The organism is Serratia sp. Ser99 (assembly GCF_024519545.1).
In the GTDB taxonomy this organism is placed as follows: domain Bacteria; phylum Pseudomonadota; class Gammaproteobacteria; order Enterobacterales; family Enterobacteriaceae; genus Serratia; species Serratia liquefaciens.
Window position 1 is genome coordinate 202,915 of the sequence record NZ_JALJRT010000005.1, and the last position, 13,053, is coordinate 215,967.

General features: G+C 55.0%; 20 protein-coding genes. 14 read left to right on the top strand and 6 right to left on the bottom strand.

The features are described 5' to 3' along the window. Positions 1–23: 23 nt before the first annotated feature. The 6 genes from ibaG to mlaF form a co-directional block, all read right to left on the bottom strand. Complete coding sequence (gene ibaG / locus NR114_RS12615; RefSeq protein WP_020831850.1) at positions 24–278, bottom strand: BolA family iron metabolism protein IbaG; 255 nt, start codon at positions 276–278, stop codon at positions 24–26. 140 nt (positions 279–418) lie between these two features. Beyond that, the gene (gene mlaB / locus NR114_RS12620; protein ID WP_044553664.1) at positions 419–721 is read right to left on the bottom strand and encodes a lipid asymmetry maintenance protein MlaB; all 303 of its coding nucleotides are present in this window, start codon (positions 719–721) and stop codon (positions 419–421) included. Beyond that, complete coding sequence (mlaC, locus tag NR114_RS12625; protein WP_044553666.1) at positions 721–1,350, bottom strand: phospholipid-binding protein MlaC; 630 nt, start codon at positions 1,348–1,350, stop codon at positions 721–723. Before mlaC ends, mlaB begins: the two co-directional genes overlap by 1 nt. Before the next feature lie 14 nt (positions 1,351–1,364). Further along, positions 1,365–1,916, bottom strand: coding sequence for an outer membrane lipid asymmetry maintenance protein MlaD (mlaD, locus tag NR114_RS12630; RefSeq protein WP_041415008.1), 552 nt, complete (start codon positions 1,914–1,916; stop codon positions 1,365–1,367). 4 nt (positions 1,917–1,920) lie between these two features. Next, the gene (gene mlaE / locus NR114_RS12635) at positions 1,921–2,703 is read right to left on the bottom strand and encodes a lipid asymmetry maintenance ABC transporter permease subunit MlaE (protein WP_020831857.1); all 783 of its coding nucleotides are present in this window, start codon (positions 2,701–2,703) and stop codon (positions 1,921–1,923) included. Positions 2,704–2,707: 4 nt separating this feature from the next. Further along, a complete protein-coding gene (gene mlaF, locus NR114_RS12640; RefSeq protein WP_020831858.1) occupies positions 2,708–3,523 on the bottom strand; it encodes a phospholipid ABC transporter ATP-binding protein MlaF in 816 nt (271 codons plus the stop codon). Here mlaF and NR114_RS12645 point away from each other — a divergent pair. From NR114_RS12645 to NR114_RS12710, 14 genes are all read left to right on the top strand, one after another. After that, positions 3,522–3,806 carry a hypothetical protein gene (locus NR114_RS12645; protein WP_153263146.1) on the top strand — a complete coding sequence of 95 codons (285 nt, stop codon included), beginning with the start codon at positions 3,522–3,524 and terminating at the stop codon, positions 3,804–3,806. The two genes, mlaF and NR114_RS12645, sit on opposite strands and share 2 nt — an antisense overlap. 20 nt (positions 3,807–3,826) lie before the next feature. Continuing rightward, positions 3,827–4,813 carry a calcium/sodium antiporter gene (locus NR114_RS12650; RefSeq protein ID WP_020831860.1) on the top strand — a complete coding sequence of 329 codons (987 nt, stop codon included), beginning with the start codon at positions 3,827–3,829 and terminating at the stop codon, positions 4,811–4,813. 130 nt (positions 4,814–4,943) lie between these two features. Continuing rightward, positions 4,944–5,930, top strand: coding sequence for an arabinose-5-phosphate isomerase KdsD (kdsD, locus tag NR114_RS12655; protein WP_020831861.1), 987 nt, complete (start codon positions 4,944–4,946; stop codon positions 5,928–5,930). A 17-nt stretch (positions 5,931–5,947) separates the two neighbouring features. Next, complete coding sequence (gene kdsC, locus NR114_RS12660; RefSeq protein ID WP_020831862.1) at positions 5,948–6,502, top strand: 3-deoxy-manno-octulosonate-8-phosphatase KdsC; 555 nt, start codon at positions 5,948–5,950, stop codon at positions 6,500–6,502. Continuing rightward, positions 6,499–7,077 carry an LPS export ABC transporter periplasmic protein LptC gene (gene lptC / locus NR114_RS12665; protein WP_020831863.1) on the top strand — a complete coding sequence of 193 codons (579 nt, stop codon included), beginning with the start codon at positions 6,499–6,501 and terminating at the stop codon, positions 7,075–7,077. The genes kdsC and lptC overlap by 4 nt, the downstream gene beginning before the upstream one ends. Then, positions 7,046–7,585: a lipopolysaccharide ABC transporter substrate-binding protein LptA gene (lptA, locus tag NR114_RS12670; protein WP_020831865.1), complete on the top strand. Its 540-nt coding sequence runs from the start codon at positions 7,046–7,048 to the stop codon at positions 7,583–7,585. Before lptC ends, lptA begins: the two co-directional genes overlap by 32 nt. Positions 7,586–7,591: 6 nt before the next feature. Next, positions 7,592–8,317, top strand: coding sequence for an LPS export ABC transporter ATP-binding protein (gene lptB, locus NR114_RS12675; RefSeq protein WP_020831867.1), 726 nt, complete (start codon positions 7,592–7,594; stop codon positions 8,315–8,317). A 50-nt stretch (positions 8,318–8,367) separates the two neighbouring features. After that, the gene (gene rpoN / locus NR114_RS12680) at positions 8,368–9,801 is read left to right on the top strand and encodes an RNA polymerase factor sigma-54 (protein WP_048759890.1); all 1,434 of its coding nucleotides are present in this window, start codon (positions 8,368–8,370) and stop codon (positions 9,799–9,801) included. A 23-nt stretch (positions 9,802–9,824) separates the two neighbouring features. Beyond that, entirely contained in the window at positions 9,825–10,112 is a 288-nt protein-coding gene (gene hpf / locus NR114_RS12685; RefSeq protein WP_004948547.1) for a ribosome hibernation promoting factor, read from the top strand. 158 nt (positions 10,113–10,270) lie between these two features. Continuing rightward, the gene (gene ptsN / locus NR114_RS12690) at positions 10,271–10,732 is read left to right on the top strand and encodes a PTS IIA-like nitrogen regulatory protein PtsN (RefSeq protein WP_115060613.1); all 462 of its coding nucleotides are present in this window, start codon (positions 10,271–10,273) and stop codon (positions 10,730–10,732) included. 131 nt (positions 10,733–10,863) lie between these two features. Further along, entirely contained in the window at positions 10,864–11,718 is an 855-nt protein-coding gene (rapZ, locus tag NR114_RS12695; RefSeq protein WP_012147065.1) for an RNase adapter RapZ, read from the top strand. Continuing rightward, positions 11,715–11,987, top strand: coding sequence for a PTS phosphocarrier protein NPr (npr, locus tag NR114_RS12700; RefSeq protein ID WP_020831874.1), 273 nt, complete (start codon positions 11,715–11,717; stop codon positions 11,985–11,987). Before rapZ ends, npr begins: the two co-directional genes overlap by 4 nt. A gap of 319 nt (positions 11,988–12,306) precedes the next feature. Beyond that, a complete protein-coding gene (locus NR114_RS12705; RefSeq protein WP_041415720.1) occupies positions 12,307–12,618 on the top strand; it encodes a type II toxin-antitoxin system HigB family toxin in 312 nt (103 codons plus the stop codon). Next, complete coding sequence (locus NR114_RS12710) at positions 12,615–13,037, top strand: type II toxin-antitoxin system HigA family antitoxin (protein ID WP_020831880.1); 423 nt, start codon at positions 12,615–12,617, stop codon at positions 13,035–13,037. The genes NR114_RS12705 and NR114_RS12710 overlap by 4 nt, the downstream gene beginning before the upstream one ends. Positions 13,038–13,053 lie beyond the last annotated feature (16 nt).

Genomic DNA, 13,053 nt, shown 5'->3' on the forward strand with positions numbered 1-13,053 from the left:
CCCGCCCCGCTGGGCAAACAGCCTTAAAATCCGTTGAGTTTGCGATCTCGCTGCCACTCTTCAGGGGTGTACGCCTTAATCGACAAGGCGTGAATACGGTTGTCCGCAATGTATTCCATCAACGGCGCATAGACCGCCTGTTGTTTCTTAACGCGGCTCATGGCGGCAAACAGCTCACCGACCACGATCACCTGAAAATGGCTGCCGTCGCCGGTAACATGTGCTTCTTCCAGTGCCAATGCGCGCATCAGCACATCTTTAATCTCGCTATTTTCCATAGTATCCAGTTCTGTATCAAAAGGATCATAATCAGCCTGATATCTTAGTGGAATACGACGTTTTCTTAAACTAAAGAAAAAGCCCCTGTACAACAGGGGCTTTCTGGGGAGAAAACGTCTTCATCCAGTCGAAAATCGGGCTAACCAGCGGTATCAACAGGCATTATTGCTTGCAGATTGTACAGTGCGATCAGCGTTTTCAAGCGATCGCCTGCGCCAGAAATTTTTAATTCCACGCCATGTTGGCGTTGCTGTTCGCGCAGATGCACCAGCAGTGCCAACCCGGACGAGTCCACCCGCTGCAGTTGCGTAACGTCGATAGCGGTTTTATCCGCCAGCAACGTTTCCCGCTGTTCCCACAGCGGCAACAGGGTTTCCCGATCCAACGCACCGCGCAGGATCAGGGTCTGTTGCTGCGATTCAAAGCTGAGTGCAGCTGACATCAGTTTTTCTGATCCAGAGTAATCGGCTGAGCCGCCGCCGCCTGCAGCTGCTTGGTCAGGCCGTCGATCCCCTGGGTACGCAGCGTAGAAGCCCACTCGTTCTGCTTGGTGGTGATCATGCTGACGCCTTCGGCGATCATGTCATAAGCCTGCCAGTGGCCGGTTTTGGTGTTTTTGCGCCACTGGAAGTCCAGACGCACCGGCGGACGACCGCCGTTGTCGATGATGGTCACGCGGATCGCCACAATGCTGGCGTCGCCCAGCGGCTTCTCTGGCTCAATCTGATAAGTCTGGCCGTGGTACATCGCCAGCGCCTGGCCGTAAGCCTGTTCCAGATAGGCCTGGAATGCGGTGAAGTAGGCTTCACGCTGCGCCGGCGTCGCTTCTTTGTAAAAACGGCCCAGCACCAGCGCACCGGCGTATTTGACCTGCACAAACGGCATCAGCTCCTGATGCACCACGGAACGCAGGTAGTTAGGGTCCTGCTTGATCTTCGGCTGTTCGGTTTTCAGACGGGTGAAGGTCTTCTCAGCCGCGTCTTGCATCAGGCTGTAAGGATTGGTCTGATCGACCGCATTCGCCAGCGGTGCGACCACCAGCAGGGCAACCATAAGTAAACGTTTAAACATGCAGGTTTCCTCTCTTAATGAATAGGGGCAGCGGCTTGTGGAGCTGCACCGGCAGCCGGCTGAGCAGCCGCGTCTCCCGTTTTGGCAGCATCATCCTGACCGCCGCTCTTATACAGGAACTGGCCGATCAGATCTTCCAGAACCATGGCTGATTTGGTGTCCTGAATCGTGCCGCCATCTTTCAAGATGGCCGTGCCCATATCCGGATCTTCAAAACCGACGTTCAGCGCCAGATATTGCTCCCCCAACAGGCCGGAGGTACGGATCGCCAGTGAGCTGGTGTCCGGGATCTGGTCGTATTTATCCTGGATATCCAGGGCTACGCGCGGCGTATAGGTTTTAGGATCGAGCGTAATATCAGCCACTCGGCCAATCATCACACCGCCGATTTTCACCGGAGAACGCGCTTTCAAACCACCGATGTTATCGAAGGTCGCGTAGATGCGGTATGTTGGCTCGTTACCGATCGACTTAATGTTCGCCACTTGCAGGCACAAAAACACGATGGCGCACAGCGCAATCAGCATAAATGCCCCAACCCAGATTTCACTCTTCTTCGTTTGCATCGAATCAATTCCCAAACATCAGTGCTGTCAGCACGAAATCCAATCCCAACACCGCCAGTGACGAATGTACCACGGTACGGGTCGTTGCCCGGCTTATCCCTTCAGAGGTGGGTACGGCATCATACCCGTTGAAGATGGCAATCCAGGTCACGGTGATGGCAAATACCACGCTCTTGATCAGGCAGTTGAGCAAGTCTTTTTTCCACTCAACGGCGCCCTGCATGGCCGACCAGAAGAAGCCACTGTCAATACCCTTCCAGTCTACGCCCACTACCGAGCCGCCCCAGATGCCGATAGCGACAAAAATCATCGTCAGCAATGGCATGCTGATCAAACCGGCCCAGAAGCGCGGCGCAACGATACGCCGCAGCGGATCGACGGCCATCATTTCCAGGCTGGAAATTTGTTCCGTTGCCTTCATCAGGCCAATTTCGGCCGTCAATGCAGAGCCGGCACGCCCGGCAAACAGCAACGCGGTGACCACCGGGCCCAGTTCACGCAGCAGCGATAACGCCACCATCATGCCCAGGCTGGCTTCTGCGCTGTAAGTGGTGAGTACCAGATAACCCTGCAGCCCCAGCACCATACCGATAAACAACCCGGAAACCACGATGATCAGCAGCGACTGCACGCCCACGCTGTGCAACTGCTTGAGCAACAGTGGCCACTGCCTGCGCGGCTCAGGCCGCCCGACCAGCGCGTTGAACAGCATCAACCCGGCACGCCCAAAGCTGGCGCTGGTGTTGATGCCACGGCGTCCTAACGACGCTAACGCCTGTAATAACATCAGCTTATTTACTCCCTAAACCTAACAGCTCGGCCTGATAATCACCGGCCGGATAACGGAAGGGTACCGGCCCATCGGCAATACCATCCAGGAACTGGCGCACGCGTGCATCAGGATTGTTCTGTAATTGTTGCGCCGTGCCTTCGGCTATCACCCGATGATCGGCCACAATGTAAGCGTAGTCGGCGATGCTCAGCACTTCCGGCACGTCGTGCGAAACCACGATACAGGTAATGCCCAGTGCGTGATTCAGCTCATCGATCAGCTTCACCAGCACGCCCATGGTGATGGGATCCTGGCCGACGAAAGGTTCGTCGAACATGATCATCTCCGGATCGAGCGCAATCGCTCGCGCCAGAGCGGCACGGCGCGCCATACCGCCGGACAATTCATTGGGCATCAGATCGGCTGCGCCACGCAGTCCAACCGCTTCCAGCTTCATCATCACCGTGCTGCGCAGAATGGGCTCCGGCAAACGGCTATGTTCGCGCAGCGGGTACGCCACGTTTTCGAACACCGTCAGATCGGTGAACAGCGCACCAGACTGAAACAGCATGCTCATTTTCTTGCGCGCTTCATACAGTTGATGGCGAGACAACGCGGGAATGTTATCGCCATCAAACCAGATTTCACCGCTGTCCGGTGCCAGCTGACCGCCAATCAAACGCAGCAGCGTCGTTTTGCCAATGCCGGACGGCCCCATGATCGCCGTGACCTTGCCACGGGGAACCGTCAGGTTGATATCTTCGAATATCAGTCGATCGCCGCGCGTGAACGTCATGTCGCGAACTTCGACCAGATTCTCTGCCTTCTGGTGCATGTTAATTGATCCTTCACGGGTCATTTTTGCCAAATCTACCCACGATGTTAAAGCAACGGGCGCAATGCGTCTCATCTTTACAAAAACTTACCGCCATTTCGCTACCAATGGTGCCATAGGTTTTACTTTTACGCGTCACCCGGTCAAAATTGGCGCCATAACGAAAAAAAACGAAAGTGTTCATATATTAGCCGGGAAAACCCGTTGCTGCGGCTTTAACCTGCGCAACGGAGGGCAAAGCAAGATAGCCGAATTACGGCTTTTAACCAACGAACCGGGATGATACCCAACAAAGGACCCTGCATGTTTCTCGCGATAGCTTTATTAATCGTTGGTTTATTTTTACTGGTATATGGGGCAGACCGCTTAGTTTACGGTGCTGCGGTAATTTCGCGTTCACTCGGCGTGCCACCGCTGATTATCGGTATGACCATCGTCGGCATAGGCACTTCACTGCCGGAGCTGTTCGTGTCGACCACTGCGGCACTGAACGGGCAAATCGATATGGCCGTGGGGAACGTATTAGGTTCCAACATCACGAATATTTTACTGATCCTCGGCGTTGCCGCGCTGATACACCCGCTGGCGGCGCGATCCGAAGTGTTGCGGCGCGAACTGCCGCTGATGTTGGCGGTCACAGTATTGTGCGGTTTCGTGCTGATGGACGGCACGCTGAGCCGTCTGGATGGCGTGCTGCTGTTGGCCGCCGCCGCGGTATTTATTCTGTTGATGTTGAAAATTGCCCGGTTGGCGCAGCGCGAAGGCAGCGACAGCCTGACCGTGGAGCAAATCGCCGAACTGCCGCAGGACAGCAGCAACACCGTGGCGATACTGTGGCTGGTGCTGGCGTTTATCATTCTGCCGCTGTCTTCCAAAATGGTGGTCGATAACGCCACGGTCATCGCGCACTATTTCGGTATGAGTGAGTTGGTGGTCGGCCTTACCGTCATCGCCATCGGCACCAGCTTGCCAGAGTTGGCTACATCCATCGCCGGGGCACTCAAGGGCGAAGATGATATGGCGATTGGCAATATCATCGGCTCCAACATTTTCAACACGGTGATAGTACTGGGCGTGCCCGCCCTGCTGTCCCCGGGTACCGTCGATGGCGCTGCCTTCCATCGCGATTACTGGGTGATGCTGGCGGTCAGCATTGTGCTCAGCGCCCTGTGCATCGGGCGGAAACATCGCATCGGCCATCTTGCCGGCGCTCTGTTATTATGTGGTTTTATTGCGTATCTTGCGGTGCTGTTTTTTAACCCTTTCGATTCATTTAGCTATACCCAATAGCCTTCGGGAGGCAGGACAGCGGCAAAAGAATGCATCCCTGCGAGCTTAGTCCGCTAAGTGACCAGACCAAACGAAAGCAGCCAACGCCCAGTATCCTGAAGGATGAAGGGTATAACCGACGGGAATGAGTATGTCGAACATTCAGTTGCAACCAGGCTTTGATTTTCAGCAGGCAGGCAAAGAAGTGCTGCAGATTGAGCGTGACGGGCTGGCCCAACTCGATCAATACATTAATGCAGACTTTACCCGTGCCTGCGAGTTGATTGCCGAGTGCAGTGGCAAAGTGGTGGTGATGGGTATGGGTAAATCCGGGCACATCGGCTGCAAAATTGCCGCCACCTTCGCCAGTACCGGAACGCCTTCGTTCTTTGTTCATCCTGCAGAGGCCAGCCATGGCGACCTCGGCATGGTGACAACTCAGGATATCGTGCTCGCCATTTCCAACTCAGGTGAGTCCAACGAAATACAGGCGCTGATCCCGGTGCTGAAGCGTCAGCAAATCCCGTTGATCTGCATGACCAACAACCCGGAAAGTTCGATGGGCAAAGCGGCGGATATTCATCTGTGCATCAAGGTGCCACAGGAGGCCTGCCCACTCGGTCTGGCACCGACCACCAGTACCACCGCTACGCTGGTGATGGGGGATGCGTTGGCCGTCGCACTGTTAAAGGCGCGCGGTTTCACGCCGGAAGATTTTGCGTTATCACACCCGGGGGGCGCTCTGGGTCGCCGCCTGCTGCTGCGTGTCTGCGACATCATGCACAGCGGTGACGAAATTCCTCACGTCAGCGCCGATGCATCTCTGCGCGATGCGCTGCTGGAGATCACCCGAAAGAACCTGGGTATGACGGTCATCTGCGACGATTTGATGAAAATCGCCGGTATCTTTACCGACGGTGACCTGCGCCGGATATTCGATATGGGCATTAATCTCAACGAGGCGCGGATCGTCGATGTCATGACGCTCGGCGGTGTACGGGTTCGCCCGAACCTGCTGGCGGTGGACGCGCTGAATCTGATGCAGCAACGCCATATCACCGCGCTGCTGGTTGCCGATGGCGACCAATTGCTGGGTGTGGTACATATGCATGACATGCTGCGCGCCGGCGTCGTTTAACTATGGAAGAGAACTCAATGAGTCTGGTTGAAACCTGCTACGGGCCTGTAGAGCAAGACGTCATGGCGCGTGCCGGCAAAATCCGCCTGCTGATTTGTGATGTTGATGGCGTACTGTCAGACGGCCTGATTTTCATGGGCAACAATGGCGAAGAATTAAAAGCGTTCAACGTGCGTGACGGCTACGGCATCCGTTGCCTGAAAACTTCGGATATCGAAGTAGCTATCATCACTGGTCGCTCCGCCAAACTGTTGGAAGACCGGGCTAAAACGCTCGGTATCACCCACCTTTATCAGGGGCAATCCGATAAGCTTTTGGCCTTCCGCGAACTGTTGGATACACTGTCGCTGACGGCAGATCAGGTCGCCTATATCGGCGATGATCTGATCGACTGGCCGGTCATGGCGCAGGTTGGCCTGGCGGTCGCGGTCGCAGATGCGCACCCGCTTCTGTTGCCACGAGCCCACTATGTTACCCGCATTGCCGGCGGCCGCGGTGCGGTACGCGAGCTGTGCGACATTATTCTTTTGGCTCAAAACAAGCTGGAAGACGCCAAAGGGCTATCGATATGAGTAAAACCAAACTTTGGATCACCCTGTTGCTGGCGGTGATCGCCTTGGCGCTGATTGGCTGGAACATGACGGATTTCAGTGATGATACTACGCCGGGGCCGGTGAACAGCCAGGACCCGACTTATCAGAGCCAGCATACGGTCACCATAGTGTACAATCCGACCGGCAAGCTGAGTTACAAGCTGGTGGCCGAAGACGTAAAATACTACACCGCCGATGAATTAAGCTGGTTCACCCAGCCGGTGATGACGCTGTTTGATGAAAACGCGGTGGCCACCTGGTCAGTTCGCGCCGACCGCGCCAAACTGACTAAAGACCGGATGCTGTATCTTTACGGCCACGTCGAGGTGAACAGCCTGACCACCACGTCGCAGCTGGAAAAAATTAAAACAGACAATGCTCAGGTGAACCTGGTGACCCAGGATGTGTCTTCGGATGACGAAGTGACACTTTACGGGACGAACTTCACCTCTAACGGCATGAAAATGCGTGGGAACCTGCGGGCCAAGACCGCTGAGCTGATTGATAAGGTTAAGACCAACTATGAAATTCAAAACCAACAAACCAAGCCGTAATCTGTTAATCGGCAGCTTGATTTTGGCCGCCAGCGCCCCCGCATGGGCGCTGAAGTCCGACTCCAATCAGCCGGTGAGCATCGACTCGCTGAAACAGTCTCTGGACATGCAGAGCAACGTCAGCACCTTTACCGATAACGTGGTGATCAAGCAAGGCACCATCGATATCAAAGCGGACAAAGTCGTGGTCACCCGCCCGGGCGGCGATCAGAACAAAACCTATATTGAAGCTTTCGGCAACCCGGTAACCTTCTATCAGATGCAAGACAGCGGCAAGCCGGTGAAAGGCCACGCTCAGAAGGTGCGTTACGATGTGGCGTCTCAGTTGGTGACCCTGACCGGGAACGCCTACCTGGAACAGCTCGACAGCAACGTCAAGGGCGATCGCATCACCTACCTGGTGCAACAGCAGCAAATGCAGGCGTTTAGCGATAAAGGCAAGCGCGTGACTACGGTTCTGGTACCGTCGCAGTTGCAAGACAAAAACGGGCAAAACAAGAGTAACTAATCACTTATGGCTACACTCATCGCAGAAAACCTGGCGAAAGCCTACAAGGGCCGCAAAGTCGTTGAAGACGTCAGCCTGAAAGTGAAATCCGGCGAGATCGTCGGCCTGCTGGGGCCAAACGGCGCCGGCAAGACCACCACGTTCTACATGGTGGTCGGTATCGTTCAGCGTGACGCCGGACGTATCGTGATTGACGAAGAAGACATCAGCCTGCTGCCGCTGCACGCCCGTGCGCGTCGTGGCATCGGCTATCTGCCGCAGGAAGCCTCGATCTTCCGCCGCCTGAGCGTTTACGACAACCTGATGGCGGTGCTGGAGATCCGTGACGATCTCAGCAGCGAACAGCGGGCGGACCGTGCGGTGGAGCTGATGGAAGAGTTCCATATCTCCCATCTGCGCGACAATCTGGGCCAGGCGCTGTCCGGTGGCGAACGTCGCCGCGTGGAGATCGCCCGTGCGCTGGCGGCTAACCCGAAATTCATCCTGCTGGATGAACCCTTCGCCGGGGTTGACCCGATTTCCGTTATCGACATTAAAAAAATTATCGAGCACTTGCGTGATAGCGGCCTGGGCGTGCTGATCACCGACCACAACGTGCGCGAAACGCTGGACGTGTGTGAACGCGCCTATATCGTCAGCCAGGGCAAACTGATTGCTCACGGCACGCCGGATGCTATTCTGGCCGATGAGCAGGTAAAACGCGTTTATCTGGGCGAAGAATTCCGCCTCTGAGTACCGGCGCGTCCTGATGGGCGACTGTTAACGGAAGTAGACTGAAGAATATGAAGCAAGGTTTGCAACTCAGGTTTAGCCAACAACTGGCCATGACCCCCCAGCTCCAGCAGGCCATACGCCTGCTGCAGTTGTCCACGCTTGAGCTCCAGCAGGAGATACAGCTGGCGTTAGAGAGCAATCCACTGCTTGAACAAACCGATTTGCACGAAGAAATCGACGCTAAAGAGACGACCGAAACCGAAGGTTTGGATACCCGGGAAGCGCTGGAACAAAAGGACATGCCCGAAGAGCTGCCGCTGGACGCCACCTGGGACGAGATCTATACCGCCGGAACTCCGTCAGGGACTCGCACCGATTACAGTGACGACGAACTGCCGGTGTATCAGGGTGAAACCACCCAAACCCTGCAGGATTACCTGATGTGGCAGGTGGATCTGACGCCGTTTTCCGATACCGATGCTGCCATTGCCACCTCGATCGTCGACGCCGTTGATGACACCGGCTATCTCACCGTGCCGCTGGAAGACATTCTGGAGAGCATGGGTGACGAGAATGTGACAATGGACGAAGTCGAGGCGGTATTGAAACGCGTACAGCGGTTTGATCCGGTTGGCGTCGCGGCGCGCGACCTGCGCGATTGCCTGCTGGTTCAGCTATCCCAATACGCCCAAGACACGCCTTACCTGGCGGAAGCGCGCCTGATCATCAGCGAACATCTGGACTTGCTGGCTAACCACGACTTTCGCAGCCTGATGCGAACAACGCGCTCAAAAGAAGATACACTGAAAGAAGCGATGTTGCTGATCCAGTCACTCGATCCGCGCCCAGGCCAGTCGATCAACACCGGCGAATCTGAGTACGTGATCCCGGACGTGCTGGTCCGCAAAGTGCAGGATGCGTGGACGGTCGAGCTCAACAGCGACAGCATCCCAAGGCTGAAGATCAATCAGCAATATGCCGCTCTGGGCAATAGCGCGCGTAACGACAGCGACGGTCAGTACATCCGCAGCAATTTGCAGGAGGCGAAATGGCTGATCAAGAGCCTGGAAAGCCGCAATGACACCCTGCTGAAAGTTTCGCGCTGCATCGTCGAGCAGCAGCAGGCGTTCTTTGAGCAAGGCGCGGAATTTATGAAGCCCATGGTGCTGGCGGATATCGCTCAGGCCGTGGAGATGCATGAATCGACAATCTCACGCGTGACCACGCAGAAGTTTTTGCACAGTCCGCGCGGCATTTTCGAATTGAAATATTTCTTCTCAAGCCACGTGAATACCGACAGCGGGGGCGAAGCTTCCTCTACGGCGATCCGGGCGGTGGTGAAGAAATTGATTGCGGCGGAAAACCCCGCCAAACCGCTCAGCGACAGCAAGCTGGCTACCCTGCTCTCCGATCAGGGGATCATCGTGGCGCGGCGTACCGTCGCCAAGTACCGAGAGTCTTTGTCCATCCCGCCGTCCAACCAACGTAAACAGTTGGTTTGACCTCTATTGAGAAGGAAGACACTATGCAGCTCAACATTACCGGACACCACATCGAAATCACCGAACCTTTGCGTGAGTTCGTGAACACCAAGTTCGCCAAACTCGAACAGTATTTTGACCGCATAAATCAGGTGTATGTCGTGCTTAGTGTGGAAAAAGTGCAGCAGATTGCAGAAGCGACGGTGCACGTGAATGGAGGCGAGTTGCACGCCACCTCGGAAGACGAGAACATGTATGCGGCAATTGATACCCTGATCGACAAACTGGCGCGTCAATTGAACAAACATAAAGACAAACTGAAACAACACTGACATTCTGGGCCGTTTCCGTCAGCGGGTACGGCTCAAACGTAGCCTCGGCCATCGGCGCGTTACCTGTTTGGGTACGCGCCGATAAGCCATCAGGGTTAAACAAGGCGAAAAATCACCTCACAAGCCTGCTTGCTGGTGTGGTTTTAAGTGAAGATGAGATGAACAACGAAACAATGCAGTTAAGCTCGGTATTAAATATCGAGTGCACCAGAAGCTCCGTACATTGCACCAGCAAGAAACGGGCTTTGGAAATTATCAGCGAACTGGCCGCCAAACAGCTCAATCTGCCACCCCAGGTGGTATTTGACGCGGTTCTCACCCGCGAGCGCATGGGCAGCACCGGTATCGGCAACGGTATCGCCATCCCCCATGGCAAACTGGAAGAGGACACACTGCGGGCCGTTGGCGTGTTTATTCGTCTCGACCAACCTATCGCCTTCGACGCCATTGATAACCAGCCGGTCGATCTGCTGTTCGCCCTGCTGGTGCCGGCCGACCAATGTAAAACCCATCTGCATACCCTGTCTCTGGTCGCCAAGCGTCTGGCCGACAAAACAGTATGCCGCCGCCTGCGCGCGGCGCAAAGTGACGAAGAGCTTTACCAAATCATCACCGAGTAACGCCCGGCTGGCGTGACTTCCAGCCCGGATAACGATACTGTTTAGCCATGATGGATTCCGGTTCAGGCCGGAATAATAAAGTTTCTAACGGTGGCGATAAACGCCACTGAGATGCCAGGGGGAGTTGCCACATGGTGCTGATGATTGTCAGCGGCCGTTCCGGTTCAGGGAAATCCGTCGCCTTACGGGCGCTGGAAGACATGGGTTTTTACTGCGTTGATAACCTGCCCGTGGTACTGCTGCCGCAGCTTGCCAATACGCTGGCGGAACGCAACAGCTCCGCGGCGGTAAGCATCGACGTGCGTAACATGCCGGAATCGCCGGAAGTGTTTGAATATGCGATGACCCAACTGCCGGACAGCTTTTCGCCGCAGTTGCTGTTCCTTGATGCCGACCGTAACACACTGATTCGTCGTTACAGTGACACTCGTCGCTTACACCCGCTGTCCAGCAAGAATCTGTCGCTGGAAAGCGCCATCGATGAAGAAAGCGATCTGCTGGAACCGCTGCGTTCACGAGCCGATCTGATCATCGACACCTCGGAAATGTCGGTGCATGAACTGGCCGAAATGCTGCGTACCCGTTTACTGGGCAAACGCGAGCGCGAGCTGACCATGGTGTTTGAATCCTTCGGCTTTAAGCACGGTATCCCGATCGACGCCGATTACGTGTTCGACGTACGTTTCCTGCCGAACCCACACTGGGATCCTAAACTTCGCCCGATGACCGGCCTGGATAAACCCGTCGCCTCATTCCTCGATCGCCACACTGAGGTGCACAACTTTATCTACCAGACCCGCAGCTATCTGGAACAGTGGTTGCCAATGCTGGAAACCAACAACCGCAGCTATCTGACGGTGGCCATTGGCTGTACCGGCGGTAAACACCGTTCAGTCTACGTAGCGGAACAGTTGGCCGATTACTTCCGCTCTCGCGGCAAGAACGTGCAGTCACGCCACCGCACGCTGGAAAAACGCAAACAATGACGGTTAAGCAAACGGTTGAAATCAAAAATAAACTGGGCATGCACGCCCGCCCGGCGATGAAGCTGTTCGAGCTGGTGCAGAGTTTTGACGCCGAAGTGATGCTGCGTAACGACAGCGGCACCGAGGCTGAGGCCAGCAGCGTGATTGCGCTGCTGATGCTGGACTCTGCGCAAGGACGCCATATCGAGGTGGAAGCCACCGGGCCGGATGAGGTTAAAGCGCTGGCCGCGGTGATTGAACTGATTAATTCCGGTTTTGACGAAGACTAGCTTCCCCGCAGCGAAGAAGCCAATATCAAGAACGCGCCCATCAAGGCGCGTTCAGCATTTGTGAGACATCCCCAATTCCCGATGCATGCCAAATAGAAACATCCTGCCTCTCTGCAAACCCGATCCCAACGATTGTAATAAGCATAATCACATGATTTTATTATTTAATAATAAATCTATAGTGGTTTCTCAACAGCAAAATACTAAACCCTACCGACAAGTTACGCCGCCGCCCGCCGCAGAGACAAAAAGGAAGTTTACAATTTGTGAACTGGCGATTCAGCCGCTACAATGATGACAGGGCATGGATGAGGGAGAGATGCATATAATTTCAAGGGAACCGTTCAACGAGGCCGCTATCCGCTACCCCAACGAAGCAGCCTCTCTCAACACAATCTACAAAACGCTGCGCCGAGGGACATTTCATACGCCGGAAGATTTAAAATCCCTTTTCCCCAGCCTGGACAGAATGAAGTACAAAGCAAAATGGTGGGTCATTGATGTCGGAGGAAATCATCTAAGGATCTTATTCTTTGCCAGTTTTGATACCCAGAAAATATTTGTTAAACAGATAGTGACTCATGCAGAGTACGACAGATTACTGCAGCAGTACCGGAGGAACCCAAAATGATCACCGATGCGCTTAAGGCCACCCATGAGCTGTTACGCGCCATACCCTTGTTAGGTGGCAGCACCTCGCCACAGGATTACCGTGATGCTCTGGCGTTAGTGGAACACCTGCTTGAAACCGACGAGCGCCACCCGCTGATTGACGTTCTGGCAGCCAAGATCGTCGAGTATGAAGATAACAGCCCTGATTTTGCAGAGTTCAATCAGCGTATCGCACAGCTACCACAAGGTGTAGCCGCGCTGAGCGTGCTGATGGAGCAATATGGCCTCAGTCAAAGCGACTTCGAAAACGAGATCGGCAAAAAGTCACTGGTGAGCCAAATTCTAAGCGGAAAGCGTTCGCTGACCATACCCCATATCATGGCGCTGGCAAAACGTTTCAACCTGCCGCCGGCCTTGTTCTTGCCTGAAGCCCGTTAGAGAGGGTCCTCCAGTC

What these genes read in the sequence shown, in the direction of transcription:
- ibaG (WP_020831850.1), bottom strand. Translation starts at nt 278, where the DNA reads ATGGAAAATAGCGAGATTAAAGATGTGCTGATGCGCGCATTGGCACTG.
- mlaB (WP_044553664.1), bottom strand. Translation starts at nt 721, where the DNA reads ATGTCAGCTGCACTCAGCTTTGAATCGCAGCAACAGACCCTGATCCTG.
- mlaC (WP_044553666.1), bottom strand. Translation starts at nt 1,350, where the DNA reads ATGTTTAAACGTTTACTTATGGTTGCCCTGCTGGTGGTCGCACCGCTG.
- mlaD (WP_041415008.1), bottom strand. Translation starts at nt 1,916, where the DNA reads ATGCAAACGAAGAAGAGTGAAATCTGGGTTGGGGCATTTATGCTGATT.
- mlaE (WP_020831857.1), bottom strand. Translation starts at nt 2,703, where the DNA reads ATGTTATTACAGGCGTTAGCGTCGTTAGGACGCCGTGGCATCAACACC.
- NR114_RS12645 (WP_153263146.1), top strand. Translation starts at nt 3,522, where the DNA reads ATGTTAATTGATCCTTCACGGGTCATTTTTGCCAAATCTACCCACGAT.
- mlaF (WP_020831858.1), bottom strand. Translation starts at nt 3,523, where the DNA reads ATGCACCAGAAGGCAGAGAATCTGGTCGAAGTTCGCGACATGACGTTC.
- NR114_RS12650 (WP_020831860.1), top strand. Translation starts at nt 3,827, where the DNA reads ATGTTTCTCGCGATAGCTTTATTAATCGTTGGTTTATTTTTACTGGTA.
- kdsD (WP_020831861.1), top strand. Translation starts at nt 4,944, where the DNA reads ATGTCGAACATTCAGTTGCAACCAGGCTTTGATTTTCAGCAGGCAGGC.
- kdsC (WP_020831862.1), top strand. Translation starts at nt 5,948, where the DNA reads ATGAGTCTGGTTGAAACCTGCTACGGGCCTGTAGAGCAAGACGTCATG.
- lptC (WP_020831863.1), top strand. Translation starts at nt 6,499, where the DNA reads ATGAGTAAAACCAAACTTTGGATCACCCTGTTGCTGGCGGTGATCGCC.
- lptA (WP_020831865.1), top strand. Translation starts at nt 7,046, where the DNA reads ATGAAATTCAAAACCAACAAACCAAGCCGTAATCTGTTAATCGGCAGC.
- lptB (WP_020831867.1), top strand. Translation starts at nt 7,592, where the DNA reads ATGGCTACACTCATCGCAGAAAACCTGGCGAAAGCCTACAAGGGCCGC.
- rpoN (WP_048759890.1), top strand. Translation starts at nt 8,368, where the DNA reads ATGAAGCAAGGTTTGCAACTCAGGTTTAGCCAACAACTGGCCATGACC.
- hpf (WP_004948547.1), top strand. Translation starts at nt 9,825, where the DNA reads ATGCAGCTCAACATTACCGGACACCACATCGAAATCACCGAACCTTTG.
- ptsN (WP_115060613.1), top strand. Translation starts at nt 10,271, where the DNA reads ATGAACAACGAAACAATGCAGTTAAGCTCGGTATTAAATATCGAGTGC.
- rapZ (WP_012147065.1), top strand. Translation starts at nt 10,864, where the DNA reads ATGGTGCTGATGATTGTCAGCGGCCGTTCCGGTTCAGGGAAATCCGTC.
- npr (WP_020831874.1), top strand. Translation starts at nt 11,715, where the DNA reads ATGACGGTTAAGCAAACGGTTGAAATCAAAAATAAACTGGGCATGCAC.
- NR114_RS12705 (WP_041415720.1), top strand. Translation starts at nt 12,307, where the DNA reads ATGCATATAATTTCAAGGGAACCGTTCAACGAGGCCGCTATCCGCTAC.
- NR114_RS12710 (WP_020831880.1), top strand. Translation starts at nt 12,615, where the DNA reads ATGATCACCGATGCGCTTAAGGCCACCCATGAGCTGTTACGCGCCATA.